This is a genomic window from Rhizobium sp. 01T444 (assembly GCF_056398305.1).
This window is the reverse complement of sequence record NZ_JBFTPD010000005.1, coordinates 80,281-96,257: the sequence shown is the minus strand read 5'-3', so window position 1 is coordinate 96,257 and position 15,977 is coordinate 80,281. Positions and strand designations below refer to the sequence as shown.

The 15,977-nt window shown below is 61.6% G+C and carries 21 protein-coding genes; 8 read left to right on the top strand and 13 right to left on the bottom strand.

The genetic code is table 11. The annotated features are described in order from the left end of the window. Positions 1-92: 92 nt before the first annotated feature. Positions 93-1,034, bottom strand: coding sequence for a LysR family transcriptional regulator (locus tag AC1DTN_RS10520; RefSeq protein ID WP_477920792.1), 942 nt, complete (start codon positions 1,032-1,034; stop codon positions 93-95). Positions 1,035-1,119: 85 nt separating this feature from the next. On the opposite strand from AC1DTN_RS10520, the gene AC1DTN_RS10515 reads away from it, so the two are divergent. Further along, positions 1,120-1,833: an SDR family oxidoreductase gene (locus tag AC1DTN_RS10515; protein WP_477920790.1), complete on the top strand. Its 714-nt coding sequence runs from the start codon at positions 1,120-1,122 to the stop codon at positions 1,831-1,833. A gap of 4 nt (positions 1,834-1,837) precedes the next feature. Next, on the top strand, positions 1,838-2,212 hold the full coding sequence (locus AC1DTN_RS10510) for a VOC family protein (RefSeq protein ID WP_439015778.1): 375 nt from the start codon (positions 1,838-1,840) through the stop codon (positions 2,210-2,212). An 80-nt stretch (positions 2,213-2,292) separates the two neighbouring features. Here AC1DTN_RS10510 and AC1DTN_RS10505 read toward each other — a convergent pair whose 3' ends face one another. Then, positions 2,293-2,943, bottom strand: coding sequence for a dihydrofolate reductase family protein (locus tag AC1DTN_RS10505; RefSeq protein WP_477920788.1), 651 nt, complete (start codon positions 2,941-2,943; stop codon positions 2,293-2,295). Between the two features lie 212 nt (positions 2,944-3,155). Here AC1DTN_RS10505 and AC1DTN_RS10500 point away from each other — a divergent pair, with 212 nt between their 5' ends. Next, on the top strand, positions 3,156-3,914 hold the full coding sequence (locus AC1DTN_RS10500; RefSeq protein WP_477920786.1) for an alpha/beta hydrolase family protein: 759 nt from the start codon (positions 3,156-3,158) through the stop codon (positions 3,912-3,914). 21 nt (positions 3,915-3,935) lie between these two features. Here AC1DTN_RS10500 and AC1DTN_RS10495 read toward each other — a convergent pair whose 3' ends face one another. Then, positions 3,936-4,562 (bottom strand): TetR/AcrR family transcriptional regulator, encoded by a 627-nt coding sequence (locus tag AC1DTN_RS10495; protein ID WP_477920784.1) that lies wholly within the window; start codon positions 4,560-4,562, stop codon positions 3,936-3,938. 91 nt (positions 4,563-4,653) lie between these two features. On the opposite strand from AC1DTN_RS10495, the gene AC1DTN_RS10490 reads away from it, so the two are divergent. Next, positions 4,654-5,310 carry an O-methyltransferase gene (locus tag AC1DTN_RS10490; protein WP_477920782.1) on the top strand — a complete coding sequence of 219 codons (657 nt, stop codon included), beginning with the start codon at positions 4,654-4,656 and terminating at the stop codon, positions 5,308-5,310. A gap of 78 nt (positions 5,311-5,388) precedes the next feature. After that, entirely contained in the window at positions 5,389-6,255 is an 867-nt protein-coding gene (locus AC1DTN_RS10485) for an SDR family oxidoreductase (protein WP_477819316.1), read from the top strand. 15 nt (positions 6,256-6,270) lie between these two features. On the opposite strand, the gene AC1DTN_RS10480 is transcribed toward AC1DTN_RS10485, so the two are convergent. The 4 genes from AC1DTN_RS10480 to AC1DTN_RS10465 form a co-directional block, all read right to left on the bottom strand. Further along, a complete protein-coding gene (locus AC1DTN_RS10480; RefSeq protein ID WP_477920780.1) occupies positions 6,271-7,755 on the bottom strand; it encodes a DHA2 family efflux MFS transporter permease subunit in 1,485 nt (494 codons plus the stop codon). A 443-nt stretch (positions 7,756-8,198) separates the two neighbouring features. After that, positions 8,199-9,335, bottom strand: a complete 1,137-nt coding sequence (locus AC1DTN_RS10475; RefSeq protein WP_477920779.1) for a hypothetical protein — start codon at positions 9,333-9,335, stop codon at positions 8,199-8,201. Positions 9,336-9,444: 109 nt separating this feature from the next. Further along, positions 9,445-9,708 (bottom strand): DUF982 domain-containing protein, encoded by a 264-nt coding sequence (locus AC1DTN_RS10470; protein ID WP_007817636.1) that lies wholly within the window; start codon positions 9,706-9,708, stop codon positions 9,445-9,447. A 667-nt stretch (positions 9,709-10,375) separates the two neighbouring features. Then, a complete protein-coding gene (locus tag AC1DTN_RS10465; RefSeq protein WP_439015771.1) occupies positions 10,376-10,576 on the bottom strand; it encodes a hypothetical protein in 201 nt (66 codons plus the stop codon). A 220-nt stretch (positions 10,577-10,796) separates the two neighbouring features. Between AC1DTN_RS10465 and AC1DTN_RS10460 the strand changes: the two genes are divergently transcribed. Together AC1DTN_RS10460 and AC1DTN_RS10455 are read left to right on the top strand one after the other, a co-directional pair. Beyond that, a complete protein-coding gene (locus AC1DTN_RS10460; RefSeq protein WP_310387318.1) occupies positions 10,797-10,970 on the top strand; it encodes a hypothetical protein in 174 nt (57 codons plus the stop codon). Positions 10,971-11,104: 134 nt separating this feature from the next. After that, positions 11,105-11,335, top strand: coding sequence for a hypothetical protein (locus AC1DTN_RS10455; RefSeq protein ID WP_113323897.1), 231 nt, complete (start codon positions 11,105-11,107; stop codon positions 11,333-11,335). A 14-nt stretch (positions 11,336-11,349) separates the two neighbouring features. Here AC1DTN_RS10455 and AC1DTN_RS10450 read toward each other — a convergent pair whose 3' ends face one another. The 6 genes from AC1DTN_RS10450 to AC1DTN_RS10425 all read right to left on the bottom strand — a co-directional run bounded on the left by AC1DTN_RS10450 (position 11,350) and on the right by AC1DTN_RS10425 (position 15,349). Continuing rightward, positions 11,350-11,985 (bottom strand): NrsF family protein, encoded by a 636-nt coding sequence (locus tag AC1DTN_RS10450; protein WP_477920778.1) that lies wholly within the window; start codon positions 11,983-11,985, stop codon positions 11,350-11,352. Further along, positions 11,972-12,538, bottom strand: coding sequence for a sigma-70 family RNA polymerase sigma factor (locus tag AC1DTN_RS10445; RefSeq protein ID WP_113323895.1), 567 nt, complete (start codon positions 12,536-12,538; stop codon positions 11,972-11,974). The genes AC1DTN_RS10450 and AC1DTN_RS10445 overlap by 14 nt, the downstream gene beginning before the upstream one ends. 211 nt (positions 12,539-12,749) lie before the next feature. After that, positions 12,750-13,277 (bottom strand): DoxX family protein, encoded by a 528-nt coding sequence (locus tag AC1DTN_RS10440; protein WP_477920776.1) that lies wholly within the window; start codon positions 13,275-13,277, stop codon positions 12,750-12,752. After that, positions 13,270-14,091: an HvfC/BufC family peptide modification chaperone gene (locus AC1DTN_RS10435; RefSeq protein ID WP_477920774.1), complete on the bottom strand. Its 822-nt coding sequence runs from the start codon at positions 14,089-14,091 to the stop codon at positions 13,270-13,272. The genes AC1DTN_RS10440 and AC1DTN_RS10435 overlap by 8 nt, the downstream gene beginning before the upstream one ends. After that, the gene (gene bufB, locus AC1DTN_RS10430) at positions 14,078-15,004 is read right to left on the bottom strand and encodes an MNIO family bufferin maturase (protein WP_477920772.1); all 927 of its coding nucleotides are present in this window, start codon (positions 15,002-15,004) and stop codon (positions 14,078-14,080) included. Before bufB ends, AC1DTN_RS10435 begins: the two co-directional genes overlap by 14 nt. A 30-nt stretch (positions 15,005-15,034) precedes the next feature. Beyond that, positions 15,035-15,349 carry a BufA1 family periplasmic bufferin-type metallophore gene (locus AC1DTN_RS10425; RefSeq protein ID WP_018115181.1) on the bottom strand — a complete coding sequence of 105 codons (315 nt, stop codon included), beginning with the start codon at positions 15,347-15,349 and terminating at the stop codon, positions 15,035-15,037. A gap of 234 nt (positions 15,350-15,583) precedes the next feature. On the opposite strand from AC1DTN_RS10425, the gene AC1DTN_RS10420 reads away from it, so the two are divergent. After that, complete coding sequence (locus AC1DTN_RS10420; protein ID WP_477920770.1) at positions 15,584-15,916, top strand: low molecular weight protein tyrosine phosphatase family protein; 333 nt, start codon at positions 15,584-15,586, stop codon at positions 15,914-15,916. Positions 15,917-15,977: the final 61 nt, after the last annotated feature.

Genomic DNA, 15,977 nt, shown 5'->3' with positions numbered 1-15,977 from the left:
CGCCAACAATCGGGCAGAAGATGGGCATTCCCTGTGTGTGGCAAGCCCACTTAAGGCAGAAGTGGTTGGAACGAAATCACTTTTTCGACAGATCAGCCGTGATCCGTGGACACTTCTGCCGGCGATGCCTTGCGCAGCCGCTGCGACAGGAAATCGATGCAGAGGCGGACTTTGGCTGCGGCCAACCGGCTGTGAGGGAAGACGACGTGGATCGGGGCTGCGGCCAGCTTTGCGTCCGGTAGAACAACCTCCAGCGCGCCGCTGTCGATATCGTCCTTGATATCCCAGATCGACTTCAGCACGAGCCCGGCGCCGAGCAGCGCCCAGCGATGGGCGAGTTCGCCATTGTTGGTGGTGAGCCTGGCTGTGACATTGGCACTGCGCCCATCCGCAAAGATCCAGTGCGTGTTGGGCGGATCGCCGAAGGCGATGACGTCGTGGGCGAGCAGATCGTCGATCACCTCGGGGCGGCCGCGGCGATCGAGATAGACAGGGGAAGCGCAGATGACACGACGGTTGGGGGCGATCTGCCGGGCGATCAGGCTGGAATCGGACAGCGCGCCGAAACGAACCGCGAGATCGTAGCCGGCCTCGACGATGTTCACCAGGCCATCCTCGGTATCGAGATGGACGGTGAGATCGGGATGGGTCTGCTGGAATTCATGCAGGATCGGCGCCAGCCAGCGGCGACCGAAGGCATAGGTGGCGGTTACTTTCAAAAGGCCACTTGCCGTATCCCTGCCGCTCGTCGCCTCGGTTTCGGCATCGTCGATCTCGGTGAGGATTTTTGTGCAGCGTTCGTAGAAGCGCGCGCCTTCTTCGGTAAGAGACAGGGAGCGCGTCGTTCTGTTGACGAGGCGGACGCCCAGCCTCTCTTCCAGTCGTGACAGCTTGCGGCTGACGACGGTCAGCGAGAAGTTCAGCTCGCGGGCCGCGCCCGAGAGACTGCCGGCCTGAACCACACGCACGAAGACGAGCATGTCGAGGAAATTGTCGCTCATATTCTTGCTGATATCGCAAGAGATAGTCGACAACAACACCTATTCCGGCAATAGCGTTGTCGCGCTAGGTTCTCCCCATCGAAACCACGGCGGGATCGCCGCAAACTGGAGAGAGCAGATGATATCCCTGGCCAAACAACGCGTTCTCGTCGTCGGCGGAAGCTCCGGCATCGGCCTTGCCGTTGCGCAACAGGCCGCCGCTGCGGGAGCGGAGGTGACGATTGCCTCGCGTTCGGCGGACAAGCTCAAGGAAGCCGCGCGATCGATCGCCGGAAAGGTCGAGACGGCGGTGCTCGATACGGGTGACAATGCCAGTGTCGAGGCTTTCTTCGCGAACCATGCGGCATGGGACCATATCGTCATTTCCGCGGCCCAGACGGCAAGCGGGCCGGTTCGCAAGCTTCCGCTCGATGATGCGGCGCGCGCCATGGACAGCAAGTTCTGGGGCGCCTATCGCGTTGCACGCGCTGCCCGCCTTGCCGAGCGCGGCACGCTGACCTTCATTTCCGGCTTCCTCAGCGAGCGCCCGTCTGCTTCGTCGGTGCTGCAGGGGGCGATCAATGCGGCGCTGGAATCGCTGGCGCGGGGTCTGGCGCTGGAATTGTCACCGGTCAGGGTCAATGCGGTTTCGCCTGGAATGATCGACACGCCACTCTGGTCGAAGATGGATGAGAGCAACCGCAATGCGATGTTCGAGCGCGTCGCTGGCAGCCTGCCGGCAAAGACGGTCGGGCAGCCCTCCGATATTGCCAATGCCGTGCTCTTCCTGATGGTGACGCCTTTTGCCACAGGATCGACGGTACGTGTCGATGGCGGCGGGGCGATCGGGTGATGCCATGCAGCTCGACCATGTGACGTTACGCACGGCGGATCTGGAAGGGACAAGGCAGTTCCTGCAGGATCTGCTGGGGCTGACGGTCGGCTACCGTCCGGATTTCGGCTTTGCCGGCTACTGGCTCTACAGTGGTGATGGGCCGATCGTACACCTCATTCCCGGCGGCGGCAGGGCCGTCGGCCGGGACGCAGAGACAATCGACCATATCGGCTTCCGCCTCGAAGGCTATGAGGCCTTTCGGCAGAAGCTCGACAGGAACGAAATTCCCTATTCCACCATGGATCTCGCCGAACTCGGCGAACGGCGCCTCTTCGTGCGCACACCTGGCGCCATTCTGCTGGAACTCGTTTTTCGCGAAGGTGGGATGTCTGATTGAACAACTCAGGGCCCATCGAGGACAATGCGTCGCGCGCGAATGACTGTCGTCGGCGTTTTGTCCCGCCGCTGGCGGCACGGCTACTGCCAGGTCCGGCGGCGTTCGAGCTCGGCCTCGGACGGTTGATCGGACGCGAACGAGCCGGTCTGGACTGCGCCGTTCCGCTCATAGGTCGCGACGACGATGCCGGTGCTCGACACCACCGATCTCGTGAGCTTGAGGGCACCCGGCGCCGCGCCGCCCTCGAACAGCCGCTTTCCCTTGCCGAGGAGCAGCGGGAAGGTCAGCACGGTCATTTCGTCGATCAGCTCGTTGGCAAGCAGGGTCTGGATGAGATTGCCCGATCCCTGGATGAGCAGGTCCGGCCCGTCCTCCTGTTTGATCTTGCGCAATGCCGCGACGATGTCGGGTCCAAGCGATTGCGAATTCTGCCAGGTGAGGGTTTCAGGCCGATGCGTCGCGACATATTTCACAGCGGGATTGAAGGCCCTGGCGATGTCGTCGTCCTGATAGGGCCAGTAGGCGGCGAAGATGTCATAGGTCCTGCGGCCGAGCAGCAGGGCAAAGGGCTTTGCGAAGAGCTCGCCGATCACGGATCCCATCGTGTCGTCAGCATAGGGGAATACCCAGCCACCAAACCTGAAACCGTTGACGGGGTCCTCGTCAGGGCCGCCGGGTGCCTGCATGATGCCGTCGAGGCTGACGAATGTGGAAGCGATGATCTTTCTCATGGGTGTCTCTCCTCTTGGTGATCCGCGCCATCAGGGCCAGATCTCGGCCTGAGGACGAAGCAGGCGACAGCATGCCGACAATTCCCGAGGAAATTTATGGGAGACTTGCTGGTCTGCATATGCGAGTTTCGCCGGCGGAGCGGCCGGCGGCCTCAGTGGTGAGGTCCGCCTTCTGTCTTGTCTCACCATTGGACGTGAATGCGAGGGTGAAAATGCCTGATGTGACACGCCACCTCATCGATAGGGGTGACGGGGCAAGCGTGGAGCTTTTTCAAGCGCAGCCTGAGAGCCAAGCGCCTGCGGGCGCCATCCTGTTCGTCCATGGAAATCAGGGAGGCCGCCTCATCGGCGCGAGAGAAGCCGTCGATACGGGCACGCTGCTTCGGTTCTGTTCCCGTTTGAATATCACCGCGGCGGCGGTCTCGCAGCCGGGCTTCGGGGCTTCGGATGGACCGGCGGATTTCTGCGGCCCAAACACCCAGCAGGCGATCATGGCCGCGCTCTCCTTCCTGCGGGAACAGCCTTGTGTCGATCCTGATCGTATCGTTCTCTATGGAAACAGCCGGGGAGCCGTCGCCTCGGCCATGGTCGCAGCCCAGGTTCCGGATCTCAGAGCCGTCATTCTGCGCAGCGGGGTCTACGACCTCAAGGCTGTCTATGAGTCCAGTTCGAAAGGCTTGCGGTGGGCGATCGAGCAGGAAGCCGGCCTGTCGAACGAAGCCTTCCTGGCCCGCTCGGCCCTGCATCACGCGCCGAAAATCCGGGCGGAAACCTTGTTGCTGCACGGGAGGCTCGATGAGCGTGCTCCCGTTGCCCAGGCCGAGCTGTTCTCCGATGCGCTGTCCGACGCAGGGGTGTCGGTCATGCTCCACGTCTTCGAATGTGGGCACGAGATTCCCCGGGAATATGCGCAGGAGGCGCAGCGCTCGTTCCTGCAAAGGATGTTCGATCCGGTTGTGACGTACCATTGAGCCGTTGAGCGGCCTCAACAGTTAGCCCAGGCTACGGAGGTAGGCGCAGAACATGTCTGCCATCGCGTCTGCGAAGGCTGAGATCTCGCTCTCGTCATGCGCTGCCTCGGAAAATTCCTTTCCGACCGTGCTCATCGTCGTCATGATCAGGTCTCCGGCCATGGTCCGGATAGCGTGTGATGCATCGGGCAGCGCTTCGCGCATGAACTGCTCGATAATGGGGTCGTCGGCCTGGCGTGCCTCCTGCGCTTCCGGGGCGTCACGATAGAGGGGTGCCGCATCGTTCAGCGCCACCCGGACGGCGGCTTCCTCGCATTCGGAGCGAATGAAGGTGTGGACGAGGGACCGCAGCCGGTCGAGGGGCGGATGGGCGCTGTCGTTCAAGACTTCGCCCAAAAGATGCGAGGTCTGCCGCCATTCGTCGCTCTGCAGCCGGAACAGGATCGCGGCCTTGTTGGGGAAATATTGATAGAGCGAGCCGACACTGACGCCCGCCCTTTCGGCCACCCGGGCGGTCGTGAAACGCTGCGCGCCTTCCTGCGCCAAAACCTGAACAGCAGCCTGCAGAATGGCGTTTACGAGCTCGTTCGAGCGCGCCTGTCTCGGCGCTTTTCTTGAAGAAATTCCGTGGCTTGGACGATCGGCCATACCGGCGCTCCGCAAATGCGATTAGCGAATGCGACGGATTATTCGTATTTTCATTTCGAAAGCAAGCCATCCGAAATGAAGGATTTCTCTGATGAACACCCTCGCAAGCGCACCGCTCGCGCCACTTCTCGATCAGCTGTTTGCTGAGGCCGACAAGGCCACCAGCCCGGCCATGGCCGCGCTCTCCCGCAATGAGCGGGAGCGGCTCATGCATAGCAAGACCGAATATCTCGATTTCTACGAACGCATGAAAGACTTGTGGCTGCCCGTTTCGCGCCAGACCGGAGAGCTGCTCTACATGCTGGCGCGCAGCACCAATGCCAGGACCATCGTCGAATTCGGCACGTCCTTCGGCATCTCGACGCTCTATCTTGCCGCTGCCCTTCGCGACAATGGCGGCGGGCGGCTGATCAGCAGCGAATTCGAGGTTTCCAAGGTCGTGCGGGCGCGACAGAACCTTGCCGAAGGCGGCCTTGGCGATCTCGTCGAGATCCGCGAAGGCGATGCGCTCCAGACATTAAGCACCGATCTTCCAGATAGTATCGACCTGCTTCTGCTTGACGGAGCGAAGTCGCTCTATCCGGAGGTACTGGCGCTGGTCGAAAGCCGGCTTCGGCCCGGCGCGCTCGTCATCGCAGACGATGCCGATTACTGCCCGCAATATCTCGACCGTATCCGGTCGCCCGCAGACGGATACATGTCCACGTCGTTTGCCGACGACATCGAGCTGTCGATTCGCGTGGCCTGACTTCGACTAGTTCCCGCACAACCACCCCAACTTCAAACAGGGTTGCCCGATGGGCGCCCGGCAATGGAGATCGTAGCAATGCACATATTCGTAACGGGTGCGACCGGCTGGGTCGGCACCGCCATCGTCGAGGAGCTGATCCGCGCCGGTCACAAGGTCAGCGGGCTTGTCCGCTCGATCGCAAAAGCAAAGGCCATTGCGATCATCGGCGCAAAGCTCGTTCCGGGATCGCTCGATGACCTCGACCTTCTTAGCGATACCGCCTCCAAGGCCGATGCCGTGATCCATACCGCCTTCAACCATGACTTCTCGAAATTTCTCGACAATGCGGCGCAGGACGAGCGCGCCATCCATGCGCTCGGAAACGCTCTTGCCGGATCGGATCGTCCGCTCATCGTCACATCCGGCCTGTTGGGCTTTCCGCTGGGTGCAAAGGAAGCGGACCTGCCGAACCCGGCATCGCCTCGCAAATCGGAAGCTGCCGCCCGCGCGCTTGCCGGGCAGGGGATACGCGCGGCCACGATGCGTCTTGCCCCGAGCGTACACGGCATCGGCGACCATGGCTTCATCCCGATACTGGTGCGCATTGCTCGTGAGACCGGCGTGTCCGCTTATCCGGATGACGGAAGGAACTGCTGGTCGGGTGTGCACCGGCTGGATGCGGCCCGCCTCTACCGTCTGGCGTTGGAAAGCGGCGTGACCGAAGCGGCCTATCATGCAGTCGCCGATGAGGCAGTGCCGTTCCGGCAGATCGCCGAGGTGATTGGACGCCAGCTCGGCCTGCCGGTGGAGTCTCGCCCTCACGAACACTTCGGCTGGTTTGCCAATATGGCGGCGACGAACATGGCGGCTTCCAGCGCCCATACACGCTGGTTGCTCGGCTGGCAGCCGACTTATCGCAGCCTCATCGACGATCTCGATCAGCCTGGCTATTATGCGCGCTAGGCTCGCCGGAGGCGTTCAATGCCCGCCCATCGGTTGTCCCTCAGGCTGGTTGGGCGGGCGTCTCACGTAGAGGGATGCGGCGACGGCCGCCAGCGAAATCAGCGCGCCGACGAAGAAGGCGGACTGCATGCCGCCGACGGCTGCCGTTGCGGCATCTGCCTCCCCTTGAGTCAGGATACCTGCGCGCCAGGTCATGATGGCGACGTAGAGCGTTGTGCCGGCGGCACCGGCGACCTGCTGGGTGGTGCCGATGATGGCGCTGCCATGGGAATAGAGTTTCGGTGGCAGCGAGCCGAGGCTGACGGTGAAGAGCGGCGTGAACATCAGGGCAAGGCCGATGCTGAGCACGATGTGGATAGCAAGCACCACCCAGACCGGGGTCGTCGTGGAGATGAAGGTCAGGCTCCACATCACGCCACTGAACAGGATGGCGCCGGGGATGACGAGGCGGGCAGGGCCGTAGCGGTCGAACAGCCTGCCGACGAAGGGGGCGCAGAGGCCCATGATCAGGCCGCCGGGCAGAAGCAGCAGGCCGGTCGTGAGCGTCGTCTGGCCGAGCACGGACAGAAGATAGATCGGCAACAGGATGAAGACGCCGAACATCGACATCATCAGGATCGCCATCATGCCGGCGGCGATCGTGAAGGTCTTCGTCTGAAGGGTGCGCAGGTCCAGCAGCGCCCGCTCGTGCTTCTGGAGATGAAGTTGCCGCCAGATGAAGATGGCGATGACGGCGGCACCGGCGACGAGCATGAGGCGGGGATCGAGCGGCGTCGCACCCGCTTCGGGCGCACCGAGCTCGCTGATGCCGAAGACGAAACTGCCGAAGCCGATGGCCGAGAGTACGACCGAGATGACATCGAGCGGCGCCTTCGACGGCACGGTGACGTTTTCGATTTTCGAGGCGCCGAGCGCGAGAGCCGCAAGCGCGATGGGCAACACCAGCAGGAAGAGCCAGCGCCAGTCGAGCGAAGAGAGGATGAGGCCTGAAATCGTCGGGCCGATGGCAGGCGCCACGGATATGACGATCGAGATATTGCCCATCGTCTTGCCGCGCGAATGCGGAGGCACGAGGTTCATGATCGTCGTCATCAGCAGCGGCATCATGATCGCCGTGCCCGAGGCCTGGACGATGCGGCCGACGACCAGCATGGGGAAGCCGGGGGCAAGGGCAGAGACCAGCGTGCCGGCGGAAAAGAGCGACATGGCGAGGATGAAGACCGGACGCGTGTTCAGCCGCTGCAGGAGATAGCCAGTCACGGGGATGACGGTGGCCATGGTCAGCATGAAGGCCGAGGTCAGCCATTGGGCGGAGCTTGCCGGAATCTTCAGATCTGCCATCAGGTGCGGGATCGCCACACCCATGATGGTTTCGTTGAGGATGACCACGAAGGCGGAGACGAGCAGCAGGCCGATCACCAGCCTGTTGCGGGCACTATGGTCTTCGACCGGCAGTTCGGCCTGTTCTTCGATCTCTGAAAGCAAGGGTTCACTGGTCATGGTGTTCCTATATCCATATCTGAAAGAAGGAATTCTGCCTTAAGACGAAAGTGCCGGGCTGATTGCGACACCGGGTATGCGTATTTCCTATGTCTTTATGCTGTCGCTTGGATGCAAGGCGATTTTTAGCGGAGGTGCGTGGAATTCGGGTGTGTTTTGTGAGGGAAGGGCGCTGCTCTGTCGGGTTTTTCTCTACGACGTCGTTTCGATTCGATAGGGTGTGCCGTGGGATACCCCCTCTGCCCTGCCGGGCATCTCCCCCGCAAGGAGGGAGATTGGCTGGGCGCACCGGCTTGCCCAAGCTACTACCGATGCAGTTCTGCTAGACGTCAAACGAGTTCGAAGGTCAGGCCACTTATCGATCTCCTCACTTGTGGGGGAGATGCCCGGCAGGGCAGAGAGGGTATCCCACAGCACAACGCAAACCGACATCCTGCATCGGCTTACTGCGCCGCAGGCAATCCCCATTCTTCCAGCGAAAAGGCTTCGGCTGGCAAGCGCATCTCTGAGAGAGCGACAGGGCGGCGGCGTAATGATGTGGCGGTGTAAGGGAAGGCCAGATTCATTCCGCTGATATCAAGCTTGAGCGGCAGCCCGTCGCCTGTGAGACACTGGCTGTTTCCGACGTCGTGAACTCCCGGCATCAAATCAAACCATTCGCAGGTCTCGCCGAGGATTGTTTCGCTCTTGCCGAGCGAGGCCTTTCCGGTTGCCTCATCGAATTTCAAAGGCGGGGAGCCGTCGTCTGCTGGACGTCCGGCCATGAGCCTGCGATAGCCGCTTGCCTGCCGATAGGAGATGCCCTGATCTTCGCGCTTGCTCCAGATCCTGATGCTGACGGAGCCGCCGCGGTCCCGCTGTTCCCGATAGTACCAGGGATAATGCCGCAACAACCGCATGGTTGAGCCGCCTACGCTCCCCAGCGTGATGTCGAAATCGGGCTGGGAGGGATCGGTATTTTCGCTGCGGATCGGTTTGAGCCAGAATTCCGGAGTCAGGATTTCCGATGGCGGATAGATCTCCGCGGGAGTGACGGCGCGGCGGTCGAGCCTTGCAAGGCGGGTGTGGTAGAGCGGCACGTCATTCGGGGTCAGCAGCCTTGTTTCGATGACGATGCCGTCCTCGGTGGCGCAATTCTGCTCGCGGGCGATGAATGTTCCCGGCGCGGGCGGCTTGCTCGCCGTTTGGAGCCATGTACAGCGCTCGCCGGCAATGGTCGAGACTTCTTGGAGTGGTTGAGGCGTTTCTGTCTTCGTGGCATCCGGTTTGTGGTCGCGAAGAAGAAGCTCCAGGAACGTGATCTCACCATCCGCCTGCCTGCTCCAGCGCAGAACGGGATCGTTCCTATCAGGCCCGAAGCCGATGCTGGCCCGTCCACCCCGCAGCGTCTCGCTTAGAAACATGCCGTCGTGATGGATAATCGTGACGGTCGGATCGACCTGGACTCCGTTCTTGTCGAGCGCCTGCATGACGGCGACATAGTCCGGCTGGAGCGGGGAGACATCTAGGTTCGACTGCGCAACTGAGGCCTTCGTTAAGGCCATGCAGGCGATTGCGCCAATGATTGCTGCTGCCTTCATTGTTTCTCGGGTCTTCGAATCTGCGCGCGTCATTGCGGCGCCGGCAGCAGATGACGGTTTTGCCGAGAAAATCAATGCGGTCTATGTCTTTTGCCTCAATGGACGCCCATCAATGGACAATGGTCAGCGCGGCGATGCCCGCTTCGTCTGCGGCACGCAAAAATGCTTCCCGGAATTGTTCCGGGGCAACGTCTCCACAGATGGCGTCGATGCAGGCTTTGACGGCGATCATATATTCCTCGCCATCATCGAAAGGCCAGTCCCGGATCAGCAGGTATGCGGCGTCGCCGAGCGTACGCACGACGGTGTGCGTTTCCCGACCGCGCAAAACCAGCCCGACCGGCGCGAATGCCGATGACGTGTTCCAGTTCATTGTCCTCGACCCCTCAAGGCACGGAGATTGAGACCCTCCAACACACTATACGCGTGAATTATGAAATTCGGAATTGCGGAATGCGTGAATGTTGAGCACGTGACTTATTTGCCGCGGGCAAAAGAAAGGGCGCTCTACGACCTGATGTCGGAGCGCCCTGTGGCTGCATCGGCGTCAGTTGCGGCGGAGGCCGATGGCAAGCAGGTTCAGAAGACCGCATTTGGAACGAAATGGCAACGCCCGGTGCCGGACTGCGCCCGTATGCGGCCTGCAATCCACAGGGTTTCCACAGCTTATCCACAGGTGCGGCCTAATCTCCTCCAACGCTTTCAACGACATATGCCCGAAAGCAATCCCGCTGCTCCAGATGGGTGATGTGACCGCCAGACGACACCGGGAATATCTTCAGGGCAAACTGCCCGAAAGGCCACAATGCCGGGCTATGGTGGCCCTCCCTCCTGGAGCGCTAGGCGGCGGACGCTCGGAGGTGGGAGGCGGCAGGCGTGCATGAGGGCCTGCCGCCTTCATCATCAGGCGTTTGAGACAAATCGGCGGATTTCAAGAAGACTTTCGAGGCTCGCGCCGTCGCAAAAAAAAGGACCCGCTCACTTGGGAGCGGGCCTCAGGGGTGCCCGGAGTCGGACGGGCATCGGCAAAAAACGGTCAATCAGATATAGGCCGCGGCATCGACGCTCCAGGTATCCGGCATCTTCGACGTCGCAAATCTGCTGTCGTTTGCAGGACGGGCGTGCTGACGGGCGGCAGCGTCGAGCAGGGCCGCAAAGGATGCCAGGCTGATCTTGTCGGCGCGAAGCATCTGGCGGATCAGCGGATCTCTCAGCATTTCCGATGGGGTCATCTCGTGCATGGTATCCTCCAGGAATTGGTTTCCCAACGCTCAAAGCATCTTAAGTCCGTATTGCTATCAATGCATGTCGCGACGATGGCGAAAAGACGGTAAATGAGGTTCATTCGGGTTAGCTCCAATGTGGGATTGGTCTGCCATTTTGTCGGATGCTACCGTAGCGCCTGCGAAGTGAACCGTAGGGGAGGACGGGCGTATGGAAGCAAGACACGGGGAAGCAAGAATGTTCGACGAGATCATCGTGGGTCTGAACACGCTCGAGGCTGAGATCGCCACGATCAACACCAAGCCCCTGCCTCTCATGGATCTGAAATATGCTGAGGCCGAATTGAAGGCCAGGCCCGCAAAGGTGCGCAAGCGCCTCGGCAAGACGAGAACGGCGAAATCCAACGCATGACATCACGCTTTGGCAACGCAATTTTGACCATGAGCGTATTTTCTGACGTTCACTCACATTTTGCCGATTGCATGTCGCTGGGAAAACCGCTTTCTTGTGATCCACACCCCTAATTTAGAGATATCCTGATCGCAATGAACCGTTACGACATCGAGCGCCGGAACGGCGACGACTGGACTGTCATCGACCGGCTGACGGGCGCACCCGTGCCGCATCTGCCGGAAAAACTCGGAAGCAGGCTTGAAGCCCAGGCGCTTGCCGATTTTCGCAACCGGCTGGCCATCCCGCAACAGGAGCGCATTCGCTCCCGCCTCGATACGCTGCGGCTCGCCTGGCAGGCGCTGACGGGCAAGCGGACGCGCTAGAGCGTCGTGCGTCGCTACCAGCGGAGGATTTTTCTGCCCAGCAGGAATCCGGCTGCCGTCGCCACCAGGATGCCGATCGAATACCATGTCGCCAGAAACAGCGGGCTGTCGTCGGGGCAGTGCCAGGCATAGATGGCGGCCGCAATGCCGCCGGCGGCAAGACCTGCCACCGCACCCGCCGTGCCCGGATTTTCAGGGGCGCCCTGGCGGACCGAATAGAGGATGGCGGCAAGCGGCGCGATCGAAAGGGTCGGCACGTAGAACAGGCAGAAGGCGGAGAAACGCCCCTCCATGCTGCTTGCCCAGTTCGCCTGCGGCACGACGAGAAGTTCGGTGGCGATGCCGGCAATCAGAACTGCCAGCGGCAGGATGAGCGTCAGGGCCGCCGAGCGCAGCGAGACGCCCGGTTTGCCGATCCGGAAGGCGAGGCGGGTGGCCGTCACGGCGATCAGCAGGGTGGTGCCGAGCTTGAAAAGGACCCGCGGCGTCTCGATCATCTCGGCCATGTTTCTGCGGATGCCGATTGTGGAGATGAGAAGTGCGGCTGAAATCACCACGCCGATGACCAGTGCGATCATGAAGACGCGGCCAAAGCGGATGCGAACGCGCGCATCCTTTGCCAGCATGTTGATCAGGTCATCCGTTTTCACGCGTGTTGCTCCGATAGAGGGCCGCCAATCCTTTGAGCGCCCTGTGCAGCGCCACTCGCACGGCGCCTTCCGTCATCTGTAGCCGCTCGGCCGTTTCGCGGATACCGGCGCCGCCGAGTGAGATCGACCGCACGATTTCGCGCTGCGGGTCGCGCAGGCCTTCCAGCATGCGGTCGACGTCGATGCGGTCGGCGCCATCCTCCTGGTGGTCGGCTTCCAGCGTTTCCATCACATCCTCGATCGGCACGCTGACATGGCGGCCACGCCGGCGCAGGCTGTCGATCAGCTTGTTGCGCACGATGGTGGAAAGCCACGGGCCGATCGGCCGTGAAATATCCCAGGTTCCGCGCTTCAGGTGTACTGCCAGCAGAACTTCCTGCACCACGTCTTCCACCTCGCTCGGCGGGGCACCGAACTGGTCGCAGCGCCTGCGCGCAATCGAACGCAGATAGGGTGTTACGGCCTTCAGGAAACGGTCATAAGCCAGCGCGTCGCCGGCGATTGCCGCGCGCATCCAGGCAGCCCATTCCTCTTCGCGGGCCGAATATTTCATCCGCTACTCACCTCTACGCACGGGGCCACGTATTTGTTACCGTCATCCTGAAAATTTTGATGACGCGGCACGTGAGGCAGAGCCGGCGTCGGCGCCTATTGAGCGCATCGGCGGGCAAACGGCAAGAGTAGTGCGGCAACAAAGCGCAAAAGCCGCCCGGCGCGATGAGGAGCCGGGCGGGTGTTTATGTGGATCGCTGCTGTGGTGAATTCTAGCTGTTGGCAGCGCCAGACATCCGCGCGATCAGATGGTCGAGCGACAGGCGGCCCGGGCCGTAGCGCATGATGGCAAGCGCCATCGCCGCCCAGGTGATGTGGATGGGCCAGCCATCGGGAACGGTCAGCTCCACGATGCAAGTCATGAACAGCAGGCCGAGGCCGGCAAAGCGGGTGGCGAGACCGAAGACGAGAAGCGTCGGGAAGATGATCTCGCCGCAGCCAGACAGGAAGGCCATGACCGCAGGCATCGGGAAGGGGTAAGGCCCGCCCGGCAGATGCAGCATGAATTCCTGGGTGAAGAGGTCGATTGCCGTATCGTTCAGTTGCAGGAAGCCATCCCATTTCAGGATGCCGGAGCGCCAGAAGGGAACGGCGAGCGCCACGCGGATGACAGCCTGGACAATATCGGGCTGGGCGACGGCGCGGACAAGTCCGTCAGCCGTCGCCACAAGCCTTGCCAGCGGGGAGAGAGCGCCGTGGCGAGGCCCATTGCGAGGCATGGAATCAAGCATATCAGACATTGGAAATCTCCATTTCGATATGGGAGAAGGCCCTGATGTTGGAAAAGGCATGGGCTGCGATCATCTCGCCGATCATGCCGGAGAGATCGAAGGCCGGCTCCGCCTCGAGCCCCGCCGCGACGGCTGCCGCAAGGCATTCGCCTGAGAGCAGCGCGCCGAGGAACGCGGTTCCGCCCGGCGGCAGGTGGCGAACCGTCACCTCGTCGTCGATGCGCGTGATCAAACCTTCCTCGGGCCCGTTCTCGACGCGGCCGACCGGTCCGGCGCCGCGGTTCATGGCGAAGATGGTCACGGCGGGATAGGCCGATGCGATCAGCCGCGTCGACGGATGCGGCTGGAAGGTTACGGCACCCAGTTCTTCCGGCGGTACGGCCGCAAGGGTTTCCGGCTTGAGTGCTGGCGCATCGGCGGCGTGATAGGCATCCAGCCAGGCGCGCTCGATACGTGCCACATCCGACAGCCAGGGCATGTCCTGCGCGTATTCGTAGCGGTCGATGAAATCGGGGAAATCCCGGCCGTATTCGAAGAGCAGCGGCGAGCTGGGCGGCGTTGCGCGCACGTGAAAGCGCGCCATTGCGCGGAAGAAATCCGCCCCGGTGATGCGTTCGACTGCCGGGAAGATCGACGACAATGCGGCAATCAGACTGACGGTCACGTTGTTGCGGTAGACATTGTAGCGTTTCTCCGCCCGCTTGCCGCGTGGGCCTGTCACCAGGTCAGGGGCCGGTGCATCGGGAACAAGCAGGGCTGCGGAAAACTGTCCCGCGAAGTCAGGCGCGGATCGGCGCATGGGCAGGATATCAGCCGAGGGCATGGAAGGTCTCCCGGTCACTGGCGTGCCGATCAAGGATCGCCTGTGCGGCCAGCGCCTCGGCGCGCAGCACCGGCCAGCCGGGGATCTTGCTGTCCCATTCGATCAGGGTCGGGATCGGTCCGCAGCTGTTTATGACTATTTCATAGAGCTGCCAGACGGCATCGGCCACCGGCCCGTCATGGCTGTCGATCAAGAGCAGTTCGCCTTCGTCATCCTCCTGTTCGGCATGGCCGGCGAGGTGGATCTCGCCGACACCGGACAGCGGAAAATCGCGCAGGTATTCCAGTGCTGAAAAGCTGTGATTGGTGGCGGAGACGAAGACATTGTTGATGTCGAGCAGCAGGCCGCAGCCGCTGCGCCGGGCGATCTCGCGGATGAAATCCGTCTCGCTCATGGAGGATTCCGCAAAGAGTACGTAGGTGGACGGGTTTTCGAGCAGGATCGGCCGGCCGATGGCGTTCTGCATCTGATCGACATGATCGCAGACATGGGCAAGCGTTGTGGCCGTATAGGGCAGCGGCAGCAGGTCGTTCAGATAGGTATCGACATGCGTCGACCAGGCGAGATGCTCTGAAATCAGCGCCGGCTCGTAGCGATCGACGAGGGTCTTGAAGCGCCTGAGGTGTTCTTTGTCGAGCGGCTGCGGGCCGCCGAGCGACATGCAGACGCCGTGCAATGAAATCGGGTGGTCGCGGCGCACTCTTTCGAGCGCGCGATGCGGCGGGCCGCCCCCACCCATGTAATTTTCGGCATGGACTTCGAAGAAGCCCAGCGGGCCGGATACGGCTGAGATCGCCGCAAGATGTTCCGGCTTGAAGCTGGTACCGGCCTGGCCGGCGAGTGAAAGTGTCGGAAAGCGGAGGGTGCTTTCCGTCTCCATGGGAAGGTTGTTCGTCATGCTGACGTTTGCCATGTTCGCCTCCGCTTTCCTGAGCTTTTGGGCTTAGATGTCGCGTGTCAGCGGCTTCAGCGAGCCATGACGGCCGCCGGGAATATCGAGCGAGGCGCAGGTACCGCCCTGGACGAATTTCCACGAATTGCCCTGGAAATCCTTGACCGAGGTGCCCTGGCATGTGGTGCCTGGACCGGCAGCGCAATCGTTCTGGCCCTTCAGCGCAACGCCGTAGCACTTCTCCTTGTGAGCTGCGGTTGCAGCAGCGGCCTCAGCCTTGGTCAGCGGGGCGGCACTGGCCATCGTGGCAAGAGCGGACGTGATCGCGCCGGCAAGAAGGGCGGTGCTGATGGAAGTCTTCAACATTGGTAGTCTCCGTTGCTTGAAACGCCCCTGTTTCAGCGGGGCACGTCCGGTATTCGCAAGGAGAGGGCGGGTTGTTACAGGCGAGGTGGTAACGAACGCGTGATGGGATTCGGGGGGCGGAGGCGGCCTTTCCCGCGGTGTCCCGGCAGCGGAATCTGCTTTGCCGGGGGCGAGGATGGTGCTTATGCTGATTGCAAATCATCCGTTCGACTCCGCTGCATGGTAGGGCCCCGAATGTCGATCAAACCTCGAAATGTCCTGTTCGTGTGCAGTCAGAACAAGCTGCGAAGCCCGACCGCCGAGCAGGTGTTCTCTACTCGTGAGGACATCGAGGTGTCGTCGGCGGGGACAAACAACGATGCCTGCAATCCGCTTGATGCCGAACAGGTGGAATGGGCCGACATCATCTTCGTGATGGAGAAGGCGCATCGCAGCAAACTCACCCGCAAATTCCGTAGGTCGCTGAACGGCAAGCGCATTGTCTGCCTCGACATTCCCGATGATTACGAGTTCATGGATCCGATGCTGGTCAGCCTGCTGGAAAGCAAGGTCCCGCGGTATCTCTGAGGCGATGCTCAACCTGAATCTTTGAAATATGTTTTGCTGAGACGCAGGGTGAAACTTCTCG